The organism is Bacillus sp. SRB3LM (assembly GCF_015712745.1).
In the GTDB taxonomy this organism is placed as follows: Bacteria; Bacillota; Bacilli; order Bacillales; family Bacillaceae_G; genus Bacillus_A; species Bacillus_A thuringiensis_K.
On sequence record NZ_VWVQ01000002.1, the window covers coordinates 139,034 to 160,879 of the forward strand.

Sequence of the window (21,846 nt, forward strand, 5' to 3'; positions counted from 1 at the left end):
ACAAAATACTTTTGCTATAAAAAACGGGACGGAATTATCCGCCCCATTGGTTAATAGTTGCTTCCTATTTTCGGTTGCTTTTCTATGATCCCATTTCTTCCATCACACTTTACCCATTTACGTAAGTTTTGATCATAGATTTCAACTTCAAAATGAGTAAGGTTCGGATCATCAACATAACTCCACTGTAGGTGAGTTGTATCTGTCTCCTTGTCATAGTACTGGAATACTCCTAATGGATAATTCATACTAATCACTCCCATTCAATAATGCAGTACGTTCCATAAGCTACATGCTTATCGATAACTTCTTTTACGTATTCTTCCGATAAGTTACCGCCGTATTCAGTTAGAATCGATTTAGGAAGTGTAATAATTAGGACACCATTTCGGTAGAATGCTTTTCCATCCCAATTACCAATATCCCAATAACGTTGTCTTCCCTGCACTCTCTCATCAATTGTCTTAGTTGATAACGATTCAGAGATACCGCCACCGCGAGTACGTGCATCCATAACAACTACATCTTTAACGCTCGTATGCTCTCGTACTTGAACTTTAGCAAGTAACGGATACATAGGGTTCGATTGTTGAATGTTTCTCCACTCTTCTCTACTGAAGCAGTGACGAATAGAGTTTCCGTTTTCGGAATCCGGAACGATGTAAATATGGATAAGTTTATTAAGAAGTTTTGAAGATGGAACGTTCTTGTACTCTACCTTTTGAACACCATTCACATAAGTTGTCATAGGAAGAGTTGAGTAATGTCCCACTGACGGGTTGAGGTCTAAATGAAGGAATGTTCGAAGTGTTTCATTATAGAAACCCTTGTATTCGTAGAAGTTATCGAAATAAGAATACTTAGCAAATAAATCATCTTTAAATGAAATGTTTTCTTTTAAGAAGAAGATTCCGTTTTGGATATCATAATCATTTGCTACTAACTCTTGGTTTTCGAAATAACCGTAGTCTGCATATACAGGCCCAACTGGTTCAAATTTAAAGACTACTTTCCCTTTTTCATAATCGATTCGATAATTTGTAGCAGGAATTGTATTAGCTGATGTCGCTTTGCCTTTTGTCGTTTTTAAAACTGGTACCGGTTGGATTAACCAGTTTTCTTTTGAACCATACATGATTACTTCTTTCGTAACTGGATCAACACGTTTGTTTTCTAATAAGTCATCAGACATTTTTGTGTTTTTGTAGATTCTCTTATACAAGCGGAAATTACGGTGCTCGTAAGTAGCGTATACTTTACCTGTTATGTTTTTACCTGGGAAGAAAATAGTACCCTCATCATGGTTAATCTCGAATGGATATTCTTCAAAGATTTCCACGATGTTTCCGTTATTTGCAGCATCTATAAAAATACGAACCTTATCATCACGAATCCAGTCTTTTTGTTTAGCTCGGAATAGTGTTCCGGCTGAATTCGCTAAGCCCTCAACTAAAAGTTGTTCTTTCTCTACAAAGCCTTGGCTTACAAACAGATCATTATGAGGTACTTTCACTGTAGAAGGAGTAATGTATTCCATCTCATTTTCTACTGTCATGATTCCAATAGAAGGATTAAAGATTTGAGAAGCGTATTCGTTGACCTGATATTTCTCTTTTTTCATAACTCGCTCTTTGTATTGGTTCATTACATCAGGGTTTTTACTAGCATGTAATTCTGACCATTCTTTATATCCAAGGTCATCTTTAATGAACTGTCCGTTATGAATTCTTAAATACCAGTTCTCTTTCGCATCCTTTGTTTGAGGAAGTTCACTATAGATACGACGGTCATCAATTAACTTCAATCCAAAGTTTCTTTTAGACGCTCTTATTGTTTCGAATCCAGTTTCAGCATGAAGAACAAAACTTGGTTTATCTGTTGCCCAGAAAATATCTTTATGGCCAATAACAAGATCTCCACTATAGAACCATTCCATGCCTGTTTTACGGTCAAATAGTTTTAGGTTAACTAAATTGTTTTCCTCTAAACTTTCTGAACCAAGTGCAATTTTGTAGAATATTTTGTTCTTGTCATACCACTCTTTCCCACTTGGTACTGGAGGAAGCAGCGTATGTAGGTAACCTAAATTCTTTAACCCTTCTGTTTTACGAATTGATTTAGAATAAGAAACTGGTGGTCCATACATTCGCTCATAACGACCAAACTCTAGCCCTGTTCCTGGATCTACTCCGAAGGAAATCCATTGATGGATAAATGGCATAATCGTGTATGTGAATGGAACTTCAGGTGTAGCTCTAGTGATGTCTGCATTTTCAAAGCCTTCTGCTTCAATATCAATCGTTGTAGCATTTGGTTTAATACTGAATGCATAGAGAGCCTTTTCTCCTTCATTCTGTGCAACACCTCTAACCGCTCCGATTGTATCTAATGTGACATCATCAAAACTTGCTTTACCGAATCCATTACCATCTACAAAACCTAAGCGAATTTTAATATTTTGAGGTTTATCGATATGGAAATTCGTTTCGAGTTTAACCCAATCTTTCTTTCCTGTAATAGAGATTGAAGAAGAGATTTTTTCACCCTGCAAATTATAGATACCGATTTTCACACCATCTGTTGTAATTCCTCGTACCTGATCAATAGTTGCCCATACAGTCACTTTGTAGTCATCAATAGATAAGTAGATATCTTCACTTTCCCAAAAGGCATGAGCGCCTGTTGTTCCATTTGATGAATCTAAGGATACCTGACGAACACCGAATAAGCTTTTTGTGGAATCGTGTGTAAATGTAACTGTTTGACCAGCTAACTTCTTTGTATTCCACGAAGGGATTGCATTTATTGTATCTGCTGTCCAAGATGTAACAGGCTGTCCACCTGCATCTACCTGACCGCTTTCAAATCCACTGTTGTTAATTGGAATTGACTTGTCACCATCTACAGCATGTTCATATACTCCTGTAGCGTTATAGAACCAAGGTTTGCAGTAGATTTTCACATACTCTTTACAGTTCTTATAAAGGATTTTTTTAGCGACAATTTGGTTTGCATTGTAATCACTTCTGTCATTGATATAAACATCCGTGTTGTTCACTTTGTATTCCTGAGCGAATAAATTATCTCGGTGATATACGAAGTCATTTCTCCAAGGAGTAAACACCCATTGTTCTTCTGCATGATAAAGGATCGAGTTTAAAACAAGGTTCACACTCTCTTTTTGGTTGTGATAAAACGCTCTAAATATTCCACAGTTAGAAACAAGAACAGTACCCTTATCAAACAATGTCTTCTTAATGATAGAAGGGCCACCATTTAAATGTTTTACGATTGTATCCCACTGCGTACTTTCTTCATCTTGTCCAAATAAGATAGCTGGAGAAATATCTGCATAACCTAAAGCTCCAACGTTTTGAATCGGTAGTAAGCGATTTAAGTATGAAGAGTCTTTCGTAGCTTCTTTGACTCCAAATTCATTACTACTTGAGGAGAACCCGATATCAGAAATAAATGTATTCCCTTTGCTCGTTTTGAAATCAAGAATATTAATTCCACTACCAGCATTATCTATCCAAATCGTACCGCCATTTTTTAAGTAATGCTCAAACTTGTCTTTAAACATAGATAAGTCTGCTTTACCGTAACCAGTTATAACGAGTAAATCATAATCCTCATAATGATGGTCTGGCATATCAAGGTTAACCGCCCAATATCGCACATCCTTTTTCAAGAGATCTACTTCTGTTGGATGTGGGTTTTGTAATTCTATATATTTTGGAAGCGATAGATGTTCATTGATTGTCTTACCAATAGAAGATAAGTTTTCAACATTGATTACTGACTGAACAAAACTAAATCCAATGTTCATCTTACCTGGATTTGTTTCACTTAATTTTGTTTTTAATTTTGCTTCGACGCGATGCTTAAATAATTGAGGTGTACGTGTTTGATAATTTGCAATCATAACATCAGATGTTGCATAGAAAGAAAAGTCATTCCCCTTCTCCTCAATTGCATACACTTTTAAGTGTTTGTATTGGTCTGGATCAGATTCCATTTCGGTAACAATATTTTCAAACTCATCCATTGTTACTTGTTCGAAAAATGGATATGCGTTTAGAACTTCTTCCTTTAATTCGCTCTGTTTAATATCACTTCTATAGTTAGGGTATACTGCCTTGTATGTAACATCTTTGTTGTTGCGGAAATTTGTAAATACAACAATACGGTATATGAAATTATCCTCACGAATTAATTGAACCTTATACACATCATCTTCTTGTAGTGGTCCTCCGTTTGCTTCTATACGAATGCTGTTACCTACATAAACCAGATCATTTCTTTTATCCAGTACAACTTCTTCTAGAGGTATTGCATCTTGTTCAGTCTCAGAAGCAAAGCCTCCTAGATAAGGGATAACCTGAGCAGTTCTTGCATCGAAACGCCCTTTCAGCTCCATTTGATAAAATACTGGTTTGGGAGTATCTTGACGGTTCTTACGAATAGTAAATTCATCTGTTACATAGACTGCATCCGTAGGGAAAATAGCTTGTCCGGATTCTGTCTCCAGTAAGAATTTATTGTTTGGATAAACCATGTAATCCTTCTCTATGAAATTAGATAATCCGTTTTCTTTAATTTGAGAAGAAACATCTTCTAATAAGATGTTCTCCTCAGGTGATACAGATTTTGATTGTACATATGCAAGGTTTGCACTATTCTTAGGAACTTTGTTACCGATACGAATAGCATACCCGCGGTTTCTTTGACCACTACGAACAAGGTCTTTATGAGGTTGCAGCTGCATGGTTTGTATCCTCCCATTCTTTTAACTTGTTTAAGATAACAGTCAATTCATTATCTTTTTGATTTGTTTCTAAGACTAAAATCTCGTCCATTGTAACGCGACCATCTTGGTTAAAATCTAAGATAGATAAAAGCACTTCATCTTCATATTTCTCTACACCCTCATACATAAGGAGGTAGTTAATGATTTTTGTTTTTGCAGTTAATAAGTTCTTTTCACTTTTCGTTAATTGAACCTTATCTGGTTTTGATACAGGGCTAAGTAACATCTTGTAGCAAACACCAATATTGTTATCTTTATCTGTGATCCAAATATAATCTTCTACAATCTCACCTGCACGCTTCACTTGAATATATGGAGCATGATATTGATATAGATATTGTCCTGAACGTTTTTGTGCTTCAACTGCATCTCTTGATACATGTCTAGAAACAAATCCTTTAGAAGCAACAATCTCTAAGTTGGAGTGAGACAAGAAGTTTCCTTGGTAATCAAGTGGTTCAATAATAAGCGTTGAGAAGCTCGCGCCATCTGCATGTAATCGGTCTGGCGTAGCTGTAATTCTAAAGCTATCTGTCTTATTTATTGTGTTTGTAATATATAAGAACCCTTCATGATTCTGATTTTGAATTGGATTCATATCGATCATTGTTGCTAGCTTCTTCGGTTCACCATAACGGTTTCCTTCTTGATACACAATTCTTTTCCCGCCATCGTGTTTAGCGAAATCAATTCGATAACCATCAACAGCTTTGATATTGTAGTCAATTGTGTAAGTGTCATTCACTTGGTACGTTGCGTAAAGGGTTTTGTTTTTTAGTACTGCCTTCCTGTTTGTGTGGAAAGAGAAGTAAAACCTCTTGCCATCTATTCGGTAAGGTTCACCTATTTTTTCTCCATCCTCTGTACGGATAGCAATATCCCTAAATTGTTCATCCAGGTTATTGTATGCAACCTCAATGTAATCACTCTTACCATCATACTGGAATGGTTCTTGATTCCACGTTTGATACGCTCCTGTTTCATGATTAAAGAATGATACTTTTTGTAATGTATCTCCATTCTCTTTTTGAACTAGAATCGGTGAATGATCAATTGGAGCTACAGGGATTTCAGACCAAGTAACATTCTGGCCACTTATTCCTCCATCAAATAAAGATTGCATAACTGCAAAAGGTAGTTGTGCTTTAATGTCAGAAGTAGCTGGTAATTTGTTATTGAACAGTGCCCATTCTTCTAAGATAACTTCTTCCTGAATAGGTGTTTCTTCATTTGCGAAAATCAATTCTTGAGGAGTTGTAAGTAGAAGTCCTGTATTTAAAGCTTTCGCATTTTCACCATTGATAGTTAACTCAATACCTTCATCATTCCAACTACAAAGGAATTCATATGAGGTACTTCCTTCAAGCGTTTTAGGGATAGTAATTGTGCTTGCACCAACCGTATAGGATAAATTAGTTCCACGTACTGCAAGCGATAGTTCATTTGTATTTGAACGGAAAAGGGTTTGATCTCTATCGATACGGTTTTTTGTAGTTAGTTTTAAATAAATGCTCCCTGCTTTTTTATCAAATAAGTTCTTTACTGGGAACTTTAATGACGACCCCTTACGAACTACTGAACTAGTAATACTAGAATTCGGTATGTATGGAGTAGGATCTACACGGTCTTCTAATTGGTGTTTTCCCACGATAAGAATTTCATTTGTTTGGAATAATAGAGTAATTGTTTGTGGGGTTGCTACATTGAAAGTTTGAGAGATGTAAGACAAGTCTCCTTTTGAGATAGTAATCTGTTTTAGAACTGTATCTCCTGACTTAATTAGACATTCACCATTCCCTTGAGCATTGAATGAAAGCGTATGGTCTTTTGCAAGTAGAGAGATAGATTGCGAGAACATCGCTTTCTTAGTTGCAGATCCTAAGAGTTTTATATACTCATAGTCTTCTATTTTAATTGTTTTTACCTCTACTCCCCCACCATTTGCATTACTTGTCCATGCGGTAGATTGAGGTTCTTGTATTTCACAAGAATAAAAGATTTCTCCAACTTCTCCATACACACGAACCTGGCCATTAACGAATAATGCAGATTCGAATTTAAAAACTGTTTTATTGTTTAAAGCAACTGTAAAATGAGATCCATCTGAAGAGATTGTTAGAGTGTTAGAATCTAAGATAGTATCCTTTGTATCTACGACTCCATAAATCTTCTCAGAATCCTTTACGATTCCACCTATATGTAACTTGTTCTCTTTATCTAAAGAAACAAATAAGAAGTTTCCATCGCTTAAATATTTAGGGATTAATACCACTTTTTCCGTCGGCTTAGAAAACGAGAATACTACTTTACTATCTTCATAAAGTTCATTTGAAATAGAAACATATCCCGCACTTTGGAATGCAATAGCGTTTGGTATTGTCGCATGTTTAATAATTGTTCCCGGATTAGTGAACATTTCTGCACCACCTTTTTATTGATTTCTTTTGACAATCTAACCTTTATTTCTTATTAATGTCCATAAGAAAAGGAGAGGAATCTCTCCCCTCCTTAACTAAACTAGAATGATGTTGCATTAAAGACTTTAGCCTTTTTCCAACTGTCGTTTTCAAACACTGAATCTTTAACCATATTACTACTAGTGGGCAGCAACATTGCCCCAATTCCAGTTGGTCCATTTACATATTCGATACCATCAGCTGTTGGCAACTCTTTTTCAGTTAGTACCGTTTTTAATGGTTCTGAATATAGGTAATGCTCTTGTTCTTTTAGATAGTAGTATCCCTTCTGAATTTCAGGATGCCAATTCTTACTTGGATCTTTTCCATTCAGAGTTCCTACTAAGAACTTCTTACCATTAATATCTTGAACACTCGTTTCTACCCATAAGTCATTGTCTTCGATAATATAACCGATGTTTTTATAAGCACCATCATACCCTTCGAAGGACTGAGGAATAGGCAGTTCTAGTTTAAAGTCTTCTGTTGGTGTGCAAACTCCATCAAATACTTTCACTTCAGGTGAGCGCCACACAATGTCAGTTCCCATCTTTTCAAAGTAGTCTGTATCTAAATGAACTTTCACACTGTCTACTTCGCGACGCTTGTAAACAACAACGTACTCTTCTCCAGCTGCAGGTTCTAATACTCCTGCTTGAGATGGAGACCAGTCAATATAGTTGCTCTTTAATTTGAAGTCGCCTGTTTTTAAAGTATCGTTCCAAATGTGATACGTTACACTTCCAGTTTTTTTCTTACAAGAAACAATTTCAACAACATCACTTAAAGGAAGTGGATCCATTCCATTAGCATCTCCACCTCTTACCATTTCAGCTGTAAGAAGTTCAGAAGTTCTGTACGTTACCTCAAGAGGTAGGTGTTTCCCATTCCAGTTAATAGGAATAAAGGACTCATCAATTCTAACCCCATTTTTCTTATGGACAGAATCTTCAATGATAGAAATCTCATAAGGCATTGCATTTTCGAACTCAGCTTCAGGAGCTAATGCAGGGAGAATAATATTTGGAGGAATGATAATCGCGCTTCCTACTTTCAATTCTTCAATTGAGTCATTAGCGATTTTTAGATCTTGTACGTGTATATCGTATTTAGTAGCAATACTTTCCCATGTGTCACCATTTACAACTACATACTCACGATTAAAATCTGCAAGAGTTGAAAGGTTGAATTGTGTACGAACAAATTCACCACGGATATCATTCGCATTAATTACACCCGTATAAATCTTTTCTTCTGATGCCCAATCTACATATCCTTTTGGAGGCGTGTTTGGAACCTTAATACTTATTGGCTCACTTGATAAGTCCGTAACGTTTACACCATGATCTTTGTCATATACTGCGTTGTGACTAGATTTCTGTGTATAAGCTGTACCGTTCTTGAATAATAAAGAAACCTGGCTGTTCTTAGATGTGTTTGGCATTGTGATAAGCTGGTCTTTCACCAATGTTCCATCCTCATTCAGTAGAATATCCTTATTAATAGCTTTAATTGCTGTTACCGTTGTGTTGTACATTTCAGCAACATCATTCAATGTTTGTGCATTAACAACCTTATGTAATTCGTTTGGCCATCCATTTTGAATGTAATAACGATACTTAAGATTAGATAGTAAGAATGGTGTGAATGTAGAATCTAATTCTCTTTCATAAGGTCTTAAATACTGAACCTTCCCTGCACCATATTGATAATGCATAAGGACTCCTGTTTTTTCTCCAAACTCCAATTTCCTTTGAATAGCTTTTGCAATTACTTCATCAGATGCAGATGTAGACTTACCAGTTCTAGAACCTTTCGTTTCCTCTGATTTAAGATAAATCATAACGTCAGAAGGTCTTCTTGTTTGGTCTGTAAGCTCATACTTTTGTTGAGCAGCAGTAATTTGTTGCTGATTAAATGGAATTTGATTTGAGGTACTTGGGTATTTAAACGGATAATCGCTAATCTTTTGAAGTGATTTTCTTCCTGTACTTAAACCATCTACTGCAGAAACATCTTTATTGATTACGTTGACTACTTCTTTGTATAAGATGTTTTGGTAAATATCTATAAGGTCAACTACCGGTGTTCCTCTTACTGAAGAACGTGTCATTTCTACAGTTAAGAAATATGGTTGAGGAGAAAACTTCATTGCTCGATCTTTTACATTCATCGGATTATCAATTACCTGAAGAAGATTTCGAGGGTCTTTTTGATTTGTTCTTGTTTTAGAGAAGACATAAGATATCTTGGTATTACTCGTATCTTTTGGAGGAAATGCTTGTGTGTCCCAATTCAACAGCGATGTTGTTTTACTAAAGTCAAATTTAGTTCCTTCATTGATTGGGCCTAATGTCACACTATGATTTGTTATTCCGCGCTTTAATCGAAGACGTTTTGTATTTTGGCGATAAGGTGCTGTAATCGGACCCCAGAATATATTGTCTCGACTAGAAGAAGAACGAATATTCATTTCAGTACCAGTTGGTTGTTTCTGAATAAAACGTATCTTACTTGCGTACTTGAATGTCTTACCAATACTTGTAGCCACTTGTGTCATATCGATTTTGACAGTGTAATCACCATTCTGGTCATATAGTCCACTATCCTCTGAGCGTAACTCAACCTTATCGATAATTGGAGAAGTAGCATTATCCGAAGATAGTAAAATTATTTTACCTTGAACATAACGAACGTTTTGATATAATGTTGCGCTCTGTCCTGTACATAAATAATCCTGTCCTTGAATAAATGTCTTGGTTAGAGTAATTGGTTCCCATTGTGACCATGTAGTTTTATTAGCGGAGGTACGAATCTCAATATTGAAATCACTTGTTCTTAATTTACCTCCAACAATGATTGCATCTGCTGTCGTATCAAGTGCCTGGGTAACTACTTTATAATCACCAAAACCATAAGAATCAAAGGCGATTTTATCTACTTTGTTTGGATTTGTTAGGGATAGTGTATTGATTGACTTTGTTTGTTTCTCTACCCATTGATATGTTTCTGATACTAATTCTTCTTTATACAACTTCGCTTCAATGTTCTGAGTGCCCACGTTTTGAAGTCGAACATGAATTTCCAAATTGTCACCTGTAGCTAAGAATTCCACTGGTGTATTAGCAGTTCTTGTTTTAATATCAGTACCCGATACCGTCCATTTGGTTGCATCGGTTCTTGTAAATTCTCTGCTTGTTGCTGCATAAAAAGTAGAAGGTAATTGTGCTTGAATTTTTGCATCAATATGATAGCTGAAAGGTTCTTGAGCATCAAATTCTTCTGTTAGATAATCTCCATAAAATGCTTTTAGTCGTCCATATAATGAACTAGAATAAAAGTTTCTTTGGTACTGTGCCAATCTGTGTCACCACCTTAAAAAAATAAGGGGGAGATCGCTCTCTCCCTATCGATATTTAACGTAAAATTGAAATGTATAAGCATCAAAACGCATATAAGAGTATGGCCCGTAACTAGCTTCTGGATGATAAAAAGCCACACCTTTAATCCAACCATCACGTAAACCTTCACCAAACGATTTGTTAAGAGGAACCCAATGCCCCTCTCCACGATTAAAGTCTAATCGTTCTATCTTTTGATGATTAAATAATTGAGGGCCTTGCCACGCTGGAGGAAGATCCCATTTCCCTCCATAGTTGTGAGCCCACACATGAAGGAATCGACCATCTTCCGGATATCCGTGTTCGGTATTTCTTCTGCGTATATAAAGCTTAACATCTAGAATTTCTTTCCCCTGTAGTTTTTGCCTCCAGTCGTTATGATCAAGGAAGAATAAACATTTGTTACTGCCCCATCTTGTTCCTTTTTTAACTGCAATGCCATCCTGGATTTTGTTTCGAAGCTCTACCCATTCTCCATGAAATACTTCTTTGTCGTCATATTCATAACGCCACTCTGACGGGTTTCGTCTAACTTGTCCATTTTGCTTATAGATGACATAATCTGTACGCCAAGTTCTACTTCCTACATTCTTTTGAACCTTTTCAATAATTGGTCTTGGTTGTGTTTTACCACTAACAGTAGCCCAAGGTGATGCGCCTGCTCGGTTTACAGCTCTTACTTTTTCAACATATGTTGTATCCGGATTTAACCATTCATGAGGTGAGTCTAAACTATTCGTTCTTTGTATAGATGGGTTTGCCCACCACGTAGGTAAATATTCATAATACTCAGCGGTAGGAACAGCATCCCAAACGAAATTCAGTTCGTGTTGTCCAGACCACGCCATACGAGGTTTTGGAGCTGCAGGAGGTTTTAATGGATCAATTTTTATATAATCCAAGATCCAAAACCAATCGCTTACATTCCCATTTATATCAAATACACGAACAGCATAATGGTAAACACCATCTACATTACCTGTTACGTTATGAACATAAGCTGTATTTGGACCGTTGTAAATATCGTGGTAATACTGTATGATCCATTGATTTGATAAATCATATTGTTGAACACGTAGGTTGTAACTTGCTACACCAAGGGGAACATTATCCACTTTGTAGGATTTGTAGTAAGGCACTGATTGTTCTTTTCTTTTGTCTACTGCAGTAACTCGTAAAACATAACGCGTTTCTTTTGAGGAAGAAAGATGTACAAAGTTAATATGATCCATTGGAATATTGATTTTTCTTCCAAATGATTCTACATCTTCTACTCGATAAAATAATGTATGAGTGCAAGTCTTATCAGTGAAACCAACCTCTAGCTCAATCTTGTAATACGAAACATCTTCCGATAGCTCATTTAAAAAGTTAACCGTACATGTACCTGGTTTAAGATCTGATGGTTGCCAGTTAACATCAACAGATAAGTCCTCTTTACCATTATTGTACGCCCTTCCACTTTTTACATAAAGCGGTTCAAGACCTCCAAATGTTAAGTACACATTACTTGGTTCTTTTGGTGGGATTCTAATGAGACGGTCAAAGATTGTATATATCTTGTGAATATCTTGAGCACCTAGACCATCTTCAATAAGTCTTTGAATTTCATCTCGATATGTATCTTCTTTTTTTGCAATTAACCAAAGGATACTTTCGAGGTTTTCAAAATCGGTACGACTAGGAACAGTTTCACGAGTGAATAACGCCAAAGCTTTTTCTAGTGCATCGTTTTCTTCTATAGAATCTACTACATAATCCTCTAATACTGAAGCAGCATTTTCTCTAATCTCCTCAAAGTATTGACGAGTCCCGATGTATTCATATGCTTCTGGCCCATCTCGCCATAAAAGTCCATCCTGTAAAAATACAGGTCCAAATTTAAATCTTTTTCTTCCACTAAAAGCAGTGGAGTCGTTAGCAGCTGTTACTTTTACTTCCCATTCATAAGTCTGCTCTAGGTCAAGAACACCCTGATGAGAGGTTATATCTGCTTGCTGATCTGTTCCTGTAACAAAGGTAATAAGGGCTGTGCTAGAGCCCGTTCTATATACCTTTACTTCTGCATCTTTCTGATAATCACTAGAGTTTTCTTTAATGAATGTCCATGAAAAAATTAATGAGGAAGGAACGTCTGGAGAAACGATGGAGTTAAAATTAGGAGATAATCCTTCTGGTCGTTTTGCCATTTGTATAACATCCTTTCTTAGCGATCAAATACCGCTGGGTGAACTGGTTCAACAATCGCATAATCGAAACGAACTTTTACAGAAGAAGTTGTGGCTAGTTTTCGAACACGTAGTTTTGTAGAACCGTCATGATTGAAGATCAAGTAGAATGTTTTATATTGTCCACTTGTATCGAAGTCTGTTCCGTTTAAAGTAGCCTTGTTAATAACTTGGCTTGTCTTTGAGTTAACTGCAGAAATCTCAACAACCGCATTAGAAGGAAGACTACTTGCTGATAATCTTACAATCGCAACATAACGACCGTAATGCATTCCATCTAATGGTGCATTTAGCAAGTCTGAAGCAGCAGTAGCACCACTCTCGATTGCTTTGTTTAGTAATGTTTTTGAGTCAGCAACTGCAGTGTTACCAGTTGAAGATGCATCATTCGAATCAAACTCTCTTGTCCATCGAGTGTTCGTCTTCCCTAGTACTTTCAGTTCTGCATTTTGTGCAATTGTTCCACCTGTTGTTTCAGAAATCTTGTCGTTAATCGCATCAGCTACTTTTGTATTTGAAGTAGATTCCACATAGATATCTGAACCGGTGATTCCTGTAGCAGTCTTTGTCAAATCAACGTTTGCCTTTGGCAGTTTACCCTGTACTTCTTGTGTAAGCATAATCTTCTCCGGCATACCAGGAATCCCTGAAGTACTACCTAAGTGACGGTGTTGCTGAATTGTAGCGTTTGTAGTCTTGTCCTTATCGAAAGCCCATGTAGGTCCTCCGTATCGTTTATCGAATTCAGCATACCAATCATGAGTCTCAAGTGCGTCTATACGAGACTTAACGGTAGAAGTTCGTTTAAGGTTTAATAGCACGTTTGGATCTGTAATAGGTTTCCCGTTTACATCCTTTGGTGCAGCTGGCATTTGAGCTAATTCTCCTAGCATACGTTGCACTGCCATTACAGCATCCTGTAGCGAGTTTACATGCTCGGCCATGTTGTAATCTTTAAGGTTTGTCCATCGAAGCAAGTTGGGATTTGACTTAGAACCACTACGTTCATCGAATAATTCAGGAAAACGAGTAAGAACTAAGTCGGGATAAATATTATTCCCAACTGCATTTTGTACTGATCCAGTTTCAGCCATTATTTATCCACTCCTTGTTATTTTGGTAGGTTAAGAGATAAAGAACCTTCTCGGTTAACTCTTACGGATATACCTTGTGATCCTCTTAAAAATGAACCCTCTGTATCTATTACGGCAGAGAAAGAACCTCTACCAAGAGTTACAGAACCATTACCAACTTCTACATCGGCTAACGTTGTTTGGGTCATTGTATTGTTTAGAGTAAAGTCCTCATCAGTTGTTAATTTGTAAGACTGTGGTGCGTCACTCTGATCGATCCAGTCCACTATAAGCTCTTCTAAAACAGGTGTCACTGTTCTATCAGCAGTTTTCATTTCTACATGGACTTTAATTTGTGGCTCCTCATTATTGTGAAGAACATCTTCTCCTGTAACAATTTCCATGCCAGGAGATGTGTTGTCGCTAAAAGTATAACCATAACGATTATCCCAAGTAATATGAGTTTGATATAGGAATTCACGTAAAGCTACTAATACGTAATGAAGTGGAATGATTTCAGAAGCCATTACTGTATATTTGTAATCCTCTAAATCGTACTCATCATTTGGTATTTTCCCTTTTGCAACTATCTTGTACTTGAATTGAATTTCTGGGTGGTTCTCTTCAATTTGCTCCTCTGTACCATGTAGCCCAACATAGGCTTTGAATTCTCGAACAGGAGATTCTTCTTTTGGAGCAGTTACTAGTAAATCATCGCCGCTACCAATTCCTGATTGCACTTCGTTATCTTTCCACGAAGCAGAGAAACCATCCCATATATGAGGTAGGTAATGAAATCCCATATTGTTTTCTTCAATGCTGCGCCAATAAGCTTCTCCCCAATTCATATGATCCCAAGAGAAACCTAGATTACTATTAATCTGATTTACGTATTGGATATATGTTTCAGAAGGTGTGCCGTCTGTATTCATAAGTTTTGTTTGAACATATTGATCATCAGATAATGAACCTAATTTGACTTGTGACTTATCAATACCTAGTTCTCTACTAATGCCATTCATAAGTCCTTGTTTTGTTGCCCCACCAGGATTCTTAAAAACATCTAAGATACGATTCTTGAAAGCTTCGTTTCTTTCACCTGGTAATCTAGAAATGCCTAACAACATACCAAACTCATCAAATACGTTCCAAATATGATGAAGCATATATTCATAGTGAAGAGTATCTCCTACTTCAATTGCATCGAATGGTTTAAAGATATTATCTTGCATGTAATAATCCATTACTTTGATATATACATACCCCTCGATAGTATCAATCATGTAGGAGTTATCGTCACTCTCAAAAAATAGTCGTAAACTATCCATTGGCATACAGTCTTTTCGCACACCATCAATAACTAAACGAACGTGAAGATCTGATGTTTCAACATCTACAACGTCACGAGTAGCAAGTGGAATCTTATAACAGTAATCGGCTGTTTGTAAGTTTGCTGTACCGATATACATGTTGTTCCAAGCTTGCTCTATGTAACGTTCAATGTCTGATAGTTCAACACCAAATGCATCTAAAAATAGTGCCCCTACCGATTTCGGGTCTTTGGCCATTTTCATCCATTGCGGAAGCATGGACATCATACTTGTTGTATGTTTGTTTAACAATGGTGTCACCTGCTTTCTATGCTACGTTAATTTTTCTTAAGAAGTATCGTTCTTCTAATGAAGGCTCAACATTCTTAATGAAATATTCTTTTTCATTAACAACAAGTTTTTTAAATTCCATATCAAGAATTTGTTCGCTTGTTTCCATTACACGCTGAATAATTTCATTGATAATAATTGGAGAACCCATGTTTAATTGTTTCATGTACGCTCCGACATTTTGAACGACTTTGTTACGGATGTGTTGTCTTTCAAGGGAAGTTGTTTTCGAGTGGAAAATTAAGTTGAGGGTGATATCCACGGGGTTGTACTCACTTGTTTTTACTTCTACATTCATACCATAAGCAGCTACTTCATCTATAACGCTTTCTACACGAGTTAGTAGGTCGTTTTCAATTGGATAAACTTGAGGAGTAACATAGCAAGTAAAGGAGCCTGTCCCTCTTGTAAATCTTTTGAATTGAGCATCTGCAACGCCATCAATTCTCAGTGTTTTTAAACGGATAGCAATTAGATTTGCATTCTGTTCAACAGATACCTGATTAGAGATTCTTGCACGATAGTTGTCGTCAGATTCATCTCCATCACGAGTACAGTTTAATAGTTCACCAATAAGGTCTAAGTATCCACCTGTTGATGTTGAAATAAAGCCCATTTGAATAATTAATTCTAATTCATCGTAGAAGGGACTAAACTCTTCTATCATTACTTCTGAAAACATACGAGCAATGGAACCTGGACTTGTTTCAGTTATTCCACCCTCAGTTCGAAGTCGAGTTAAAACGGCTTCGAGCATTTCATCTTTTGATTTTCTCATTAACTGTTCACCTCATATTCTGATAACAAACCATGTTCTAAATTAAATAGAACTGGTAAAACTAGATCTGTTGCTTTTCTTCTAACAGTTATATAGAAAAGTATTTCACTAGAACTGACAGGAACTGGTCTAACACTTAAGTCGCTAGGCAGTATGAACTTGTCACTAGTTAGACTTTTCTCAATTAGAGACTTTCCTAATTCTCCTGTCTCCCTTGTATTAGGAAGACCAATTAATTCAGATAAGTCTGCCCCTATATCTTGATGGATAAACCAATCTGGATTGTCCGTTCTTAATCGATTGAGTATTACCTGCTTCTCACTTAAATAGGATACTTGAAGCGGGATATCCCTAACTAATAATCCTTCTGAGCTGTCTGTCGAGATATTTCCTACTGAATCGATATAGAGTAATTCATCAAAGTCATTGTAACTAGGAGAACCAAGCTCTAAATCTCCTTCCGGTGTAAAACGAAAATCGACTTTCATTCTTATCTCCTTCTTTCTAATACTTTTAGTAGTTTCTTACCTGCATCAAGCCGGTGGATAAGATAGTGACAGTTACCGCACAATACTGATAGATTAGTGGAATGATTGTTTTTTGATAGTTGTTTTCCATCCCATTCCTCGTAGCCTTGTTCTTTTGCAGCTTCTAACAATCCCGTTATATCTTGTCCTGCTTTTATAGCCTTGCGGATTTCAATCTCCGCTGCTTGTTGTTCTTGGTAGTCGATATGATGAACTTCTACTAGAGAGTGTCCACAAATTTCACATCGATGGCCATATGTTTCAAGACCAATTAATCGATAGTCCAAGACTAACCTCCTCTCTTTATTCTTGAGGTTTCTATTCCTAGACCCTCAATCATAGATGTAACTTTTTCATCGTAATAGTGTTTTCTCTTTTGTTCTTGGAAAAGAGGAACATTTGAGATAGCTGATCCATTCTCTGTTTGACTAATCACATTGAGCTGAGGGATATATCTTTTATCTTTGATTTTGTCTCCATAATAAAGATACGGGTTAAGATTGTGATTGTTCCAAATGAATCCGTATGGCTTGGTGTGCATTCTTATTTCCTTTGTAGCGAAATGAATACTATCACCATAAAAAATGATTCCATTATCTTTCGCATCCAATCGAATACCTGTATCTTCATTAACAAACATTTCAATTGAACCATCATCACAGAGTTTGAAGGTGGAGCCTGTAACTGGATGTTTTAGCGCAATTTCATCTTCACTAATAAATTGCCAGCTCTCTAACTCCTTTTCCAAACTCTTAGTTTTAAAGTTAACGAGTTCGTTTTGCAATACTTGTCGCCAATAAGGATAATGAATATCTTTGTCTCCATCTCCATATGTTTTATTTACATACGCTTCATTCATTAGAATCCTCCTTTCTAAAAAATACGAGATTGGCGAATTGTCCTGCCACCGTATGGACTTAGATAATTCTCGTCACTATGATTTGCTTTGTATACGGTAGATATATAAGGTGACTCCTTAGATTTGTTTTTAAAGGAGATTGAAACTCTATCGCCATTTTTAACTGATTGTGTAAATACGCCATCTCCATCTTTAGGTAAAGAAACGTTTTTCATTGTTCGTAAAGCATGACTGTTTTCATCGGAGTAAACTACTTCACATGTCAGTTTCGTGTAATCCACCTGAATCACATAGCCTTCGATTGTTCCTTGCAACCTATTTAAAGATGGTACAACTACCTTACTGTAAATAGATTGGTGAATTGGACTGTTGAAATTCATCGAATCACCTTCTCTTTAATTCTTTCTTGAGTTAAGAAATCGTCTGTCATAGGCTTAGTGATGAATTGCTGCATATATTCATAGGCAAGACCAAACAAATACGGTCCCTTTAGTGGCCCATCCTCTTTATGATAAAAAAACAATTCGCCATGTTCATCACTCATACCAACAAATAAACGATTATTCATTTGAATGCATGTTGTACCCTTATGTTGTTCTAAATACTCTTTAATTGTCATGCTGTCACCCACTTTCCTGGTCCACCATAGATAGGAACTCCATCATATTTAATGTCTTTCCCTTTCGGAGCAATGTCTATATGAATGAACCCTTTGTTGTTTTCGAAGTCTCCACCAATTGCTATCGATCTCACGCCTAATTGCCATGCACAGTCTGCAATTTCTCTTACCTCATCTATACTTCTAACAAGAATATCAATTGCACAACCTGCTTCATGAGGTGAAAGTTGACCGGGGTTACTAAAGCGAAAACCACTAATAACCTCAAAATAAGGTTTTCGGGTTTTCAAAAGCAAGCTTTCAAATAACCTTTTTGCATCTGGTGAATAAAGATTTCCTTCATGACCATCGTATTTCTCACTATGAATAAATCTTTCCTTATTTAAGGGAGTCATTTTTTCATACTTGGTAGTTCTAGCCCAACCAACACGGTTAAGAAGAAAGTACTCTCTTGTCATGTCACTCTTCTTAAGTGAATCCCCTATGAACTGAACTGGTAGATACGGGAAAGAACTTCTATACGTCTGATCAATCAGTTTTTCTTCTTCCGATAATTCTGTACCATCATTCTCATAAAGAGCATGCATTGGTTTTTCATTGCCTTCTTCTTTCTCATCTGCTTTTGCTGAGAATCCAGCCTTAGGTGTAATAGAATTTACTTGAATAGCTGAAGCACTGCCTCGAATATTAACGTAGTCTTCAGGATTTTTTGTTGTCCCTTTTCTATTATTAAAGTCTGTACAAACCTCAAAGTGCAAATGAACACCTGTTGACTGCCCCTGCATACCCATATTGGCAATATGTTGTCCTCTTTTTACTGTGTCTCCGGTTTTTACTTTTAATGTATTAGGAGGCATGTGACCATAAATCGTATATAGGTCATCCTTATGCTTAATAACTATCCAAGTACCAAATCCACCTACTCCACTTCTAGCTTGAAGAACAACTCCATCACCTGCAGAAAGTATCTTACAGTTGGTATCTCCAGGTGTGTTTGGAGCTAAATCCACTCCGTTATGGTTTGTTCCCCAACGGGCTCCCATAACGGAAGTGAATCTATATGATTTTGGTTCTGCAGGAACTCCTAGTTCGCCCGAACCTGTGAAGTTACCAACTCCTCCCTCAGGTTCTTTTACGGCATTTCCTTGGTCTTCAGGCTTTTTACTATCATCGGAAGCTTCTACTTCTTCCTCTTCATCATCAGTTTTAGGAAGTTCAAATTTAGCAAGATACTCTTTTCTTTTTTGATACTCTTCCTTACCTGCTTTAATTTTTCTCTTATATGATTCGAGATTATAAGTTTCTTTGTTTGTAGCCATAACTAAACTCACCTGCCCTTAATGTACCTGGTCCTTGATAAAGTGGTAGATTATCATATCCCCAAGCTGATTCAGGACCAATATCAACATGAACAAACTTAGGACCAACCGCAATGGCTCGGAATCCTGTCAACCATGCAGTATCAGCTATATAGATTGCTTCTTCTGTTGAATCAGCATATATGTCCATAGAAATACCAATAGAATGAGAAGACTCTCCATCAGAAGGATCAAACCCTCTAGCTATTCTTAAGGTTTTATATCCAAGTCGATCTTTAAGAAGACGGAAAGCTTGTCTTGCTTCACTTGTGTAGAAATTCTCTTGAGGGCCATTTAGATGAATAAACTCATTTGGAGGTAATGGGGAGTAATTTTTCTTCATGTCATAACTGGATGACAGTTTAAAGTCTTCCACATAGTTTGACCTTGGGTACTTTGGAGCAATAATTCTACTCTCTTTTAGTCTTGCAGTAGGAATACTTATCTTAAGTGCAAAACTCCTAGCGGATGCTAATTCCTCTTCTGTCGGTGGTAACTTGACTGGGGATTCATCAACAGCTTCTTTTACCGGATCTTGATAAAGGTCACAACCAGCTGCATAATTCGCTTCAATATCTGAATCTGATACAGGTACTGATTGAGTAGAGAACGCACTTATTTTTGCCTTGCCTGTAACTAGATTCATGAACCAAGTTTTATCTACTCCAGTACCAGGACAACTCTTCGGCTCTTTACCATTAATTAACCCTTCACGGTGAAATTTCACACCATTTGGTCTGCCAGCAAAATACTTGGCGATAGCAACAGCTGATTCCAACTGTTTACCTTGCAAAACATCATTACCTTTATCAAAGTTTCCAATCATTTCATACATTGCTGGGTGATTAGCAGCTGTACCATTATAGTTTTTTGCACTACATGGTACAGATGAAATATTACGTCCAAGAATTACTTGCCCATCTACACCAATAGTGAAGTGTTGCGCGATATCATCCCAGCCTTGGGTTTGTGTATGGAATTTTCTCATCTTATCATTTAGTGCTGACAATGTTTGACCTTTAGCACTTGTATGATTCGGGTCCCAAGTATGATGGACATAGATTCCATTAATCATGGTTGTATCTACAGTATCTAGGAATTTAACTACTTCTGCACCGCTGGCAAATGTTTTTCCGTATTCCCATTTACCGCCTGTTCCTTTACCACCAGCAGCTGATGAACTTCCACCACCGCCACCAGATAAAACGTCTAGGGATAAAATTGTGTCTGCAAGTGGATCTCTTCCAAAACCTCTATACATTGCAGCTACTTGGTTTCCATAAATATATCCACCACTTAAAACCTTATTAGCTGCGCTCTTTGGTACACTAAAACCGTTATATAGCCAAGCAATACCGTGGACATTTTGCTTTAACTCATACCCTCGGCTTTTAAAATCTGCATATGGATTTTTACCCCTAGAGATAACGCCTCCAGCATAATTATGTTTTTCTTTAAGAATCATGCACCCTACATAGATATTATAGATTGGATCACTGCATGCTTTGCCGAAGTCTAAACCGAGTTCACCAGTGATATTTTTTTCCGTCTGCATCAAACCAACGCAGTTCCAAGGGTTTGGTGTTGAACTGTGGTCTCCACCAGATTCCGTTGCCATAATTACTTTAACCATAAGAGGGTTGACGCCAGCTTTAGCTGCTTGCTCTTTAATATGTTGATTCCATTTATCAGTACCTGCTACCTTAGCTTTAATTCCTGTTTGATAGTTATCTTTTATCACTTCGTCATAGTAATTATCTGGTCCAGTGTACTGAGCAACCGTAGGCAATTCTCCATTGAAGTTTACTGAACCGCCACCACCTGATGCCGCTACTTCTCCGCCACCTTCTTTTGGCTTCTCTTTTTTCTTTTTAAGTGAGAAACTCTGCAGGAACTTCTTACGTTCTTCATACACTTCTTTTGCTGCTTTAATTTTCTTTATATACATTTCCGTGTTATAGGTTTGTTTGTCTTTTTGTGCCATAAAGTTATACCTCCTTATTTTGATAAGCTAACCATTTATTTTGATTTTCGCTATAGTTAACACAAAAAAAGAAGAGGCGTTAGCCTCTTCTG

Annotated in this window: 15 protein-coding genes; all 15 read right to left on the minus strand. The window is 36.9% G+C overall.

Going from position 1 to position 21,846, the window contains the following annotated elements:
- Window positions 1–50: 50 nt before the first annotated feature.
- The gene (locus F3I02_RS00960) at window positions 51–248 is read right to left on the minus strand and encodes a hypothetical protein (RefSeq protein ID WP_001108869.1); all 198 of its coding nucleotides are present in this window, start codon (window positions 246–248) and stop codon (window positions 51–53) included.
- Between the two features lie 5 nt (window positions 249–253).
- The gene (locus tag F3I02_RS00965) at window positions 254–4,768 is read right to left on the minus strand and encodes a hypothetical protein (protein WP_196477387.1); all 4,515 of its coding nucleotides are present in this window, start codon (window positions 4,766–4,768) and stop codon (window positions 254–256) included.
- Window positions 4,749–7,226, minus strand: a complete 2,478-nt coding sequence (locus tag F3I02_RS00970) for a hypothetical protein (protein ID WP_196477388.1) — start codon at window positions 7,224–7,226, stop codon at window positions 4,749–4,751. The genes F3I02_RS00965 and F3I02_RS00970 overlap by 20 nt, the downstream gene beginning before the upstream one ends.
- 101 nt (window positions 7,227–7,327) lie before the next feature.
- Window positions 7,328–10,627 (minus strand): LysM peptidoglycan-binding domain-containing protein, encoded by a 3,300-nt coding sequence (locus F3I02_RS00975; protein WP_196477389.1) that lies wholly within the window; start codon window positions 10,625–10,627, stop codon window positions 7,328–7,330.
- 45 nt (window positions 10,628–10,672) lie between these two features.
- Window positions 10,673–12,856 (minus strand): hypothetical protein, encoded by a 2,184-nt coding sequence (locus F3I02_RS00980; RefSeq protein WP_196477390.1) that lies wholly within the window; start codon window positions 12,854–12,856, stop codon window positions 10,673–10,675.
- 17 nt (window positions 12,857–12,873) lie between these two features.
- The gene (locus F3I02_RS00985; protein WP_196477391.1) at window positions 12,874–13,989 is read right to left on the minus strand and encodes a hypothetical protein; all 1,116 of its coding nucleotides are present in this window, start codon (window positions 13,987–13,989) and stop codon (window positions 12,874–12,876) included.
- Between the two features lie 17 nt (window positions 13,990–14,006).
- Entirely contained in the window at window positions 14,007–15,590 is a 1,584-nt protein-coding gene (locus F3I02_RS00990; RefSeq protein ID WP_196477392.1) for a hypothetical protein, read from the minus strand.
- Window positions 15,591–15,606: 16 nt separating this feature from the next.
- On the minus strand, window positions 15,607–16,407 hold the full coding sequence (locus tag F3I02_RS00995) for a baseplate J/gp47 family protein (protein ID WP_196477393.1): 801 nt from the start codon (window positions 16,405–16,407) through the stop codon (window positions 15,607–15,609).
- Complete coding sequence (locus F3I02_RS01000; RefSeq protein WP_196477394.1) at window positions 16,407–16,895, minus strand: hypothetical protein; 489 nt, start codon at window positions 16,893–16,895, stop codon at window positions 16,407–16,409. Before F3I02_RS01000 ends, F3I02_RS00995 begins: the two co-directional genes overlap by 1 nt.
- A 2-nt stretch (window positions 16,896–16,897) precedes the next feature.
- Window positions 16,898–17,221, minus strand: a complete 324-nt coding sequence (locus F3I02_RS01005) for a hypothetical protein (protein ID WP_196477395.1) — start codon at window positions 17,219–17,221, stop codon at window positions 16,898–16,900.
- A 2-nt stretch (window positions 17,222–17,223) separates the two neighbouring features.
- A complete protein-coding gene (locus F3I02_RS01010; RefSeq protein WP_196477396.1) occupies window positions 17,224–17,793 on the minus strand; it encodes a hypothetical protein in 570 nt (189 codons plus the stop codon).
- A 14-nt stretch (window positions 17,794–17,807) separates the two neighbouring features.
- Window positions 17,808–18,173, minus strand: coding sequence for a hypothetical protein (locus F3I02_RS01015; RefSeq protein ID WP_196477397.1), 366 nt, complete (start codon window positions 18,171–18,173; stop codon window positions 17,808–17,810).
- Complete coding sequence (locus F3I02_RS01020; RefSeq protein ID WP_196477398.1) at window positions 18,170–18,412, minus strand: hypothetical protein; 243 nt, start codon at window positions 18,410–18,412, stop codon at window positions 18,170–18,172. Before F3I02_RS01020 ends, F3I02_RS01015 begins: the two co-directional genes overlap by 4 nt.
- Complete coding sequence (locus F3I02_RS01025; RefSeq protein ID WP_196477399.1) at window positions 18,409–19,731, minus strand: peptidoglycan DD-metalloendopeptidase family protein; 1,323 nt, start codon at window positions 19,729–19,731, stop codon at window positions 18,409–18,411. The genes F3I02_RS01020 and F3I02_RS01025 overlap by 4 nt, the downstream gene beginning before the upstream one ends.
- On the minus strand, window positions 19,706–21,754 hold the full coding sequence (locus F3I02_RS01030) for a transglycosylase SLT domain-containing protein (protein ID WP_196477400.1): 2,049 nt from the start codon (window positions 21,752–21,754) through the stop codon (window positions 19,706–19,708). Before F3I02_RS01030 ends, F3I02_RS01025 begins: the two co-directional genes overlap by 26 nt.
- Window positions 21,755–21,846: the final 92 nt, after the last annotated feature.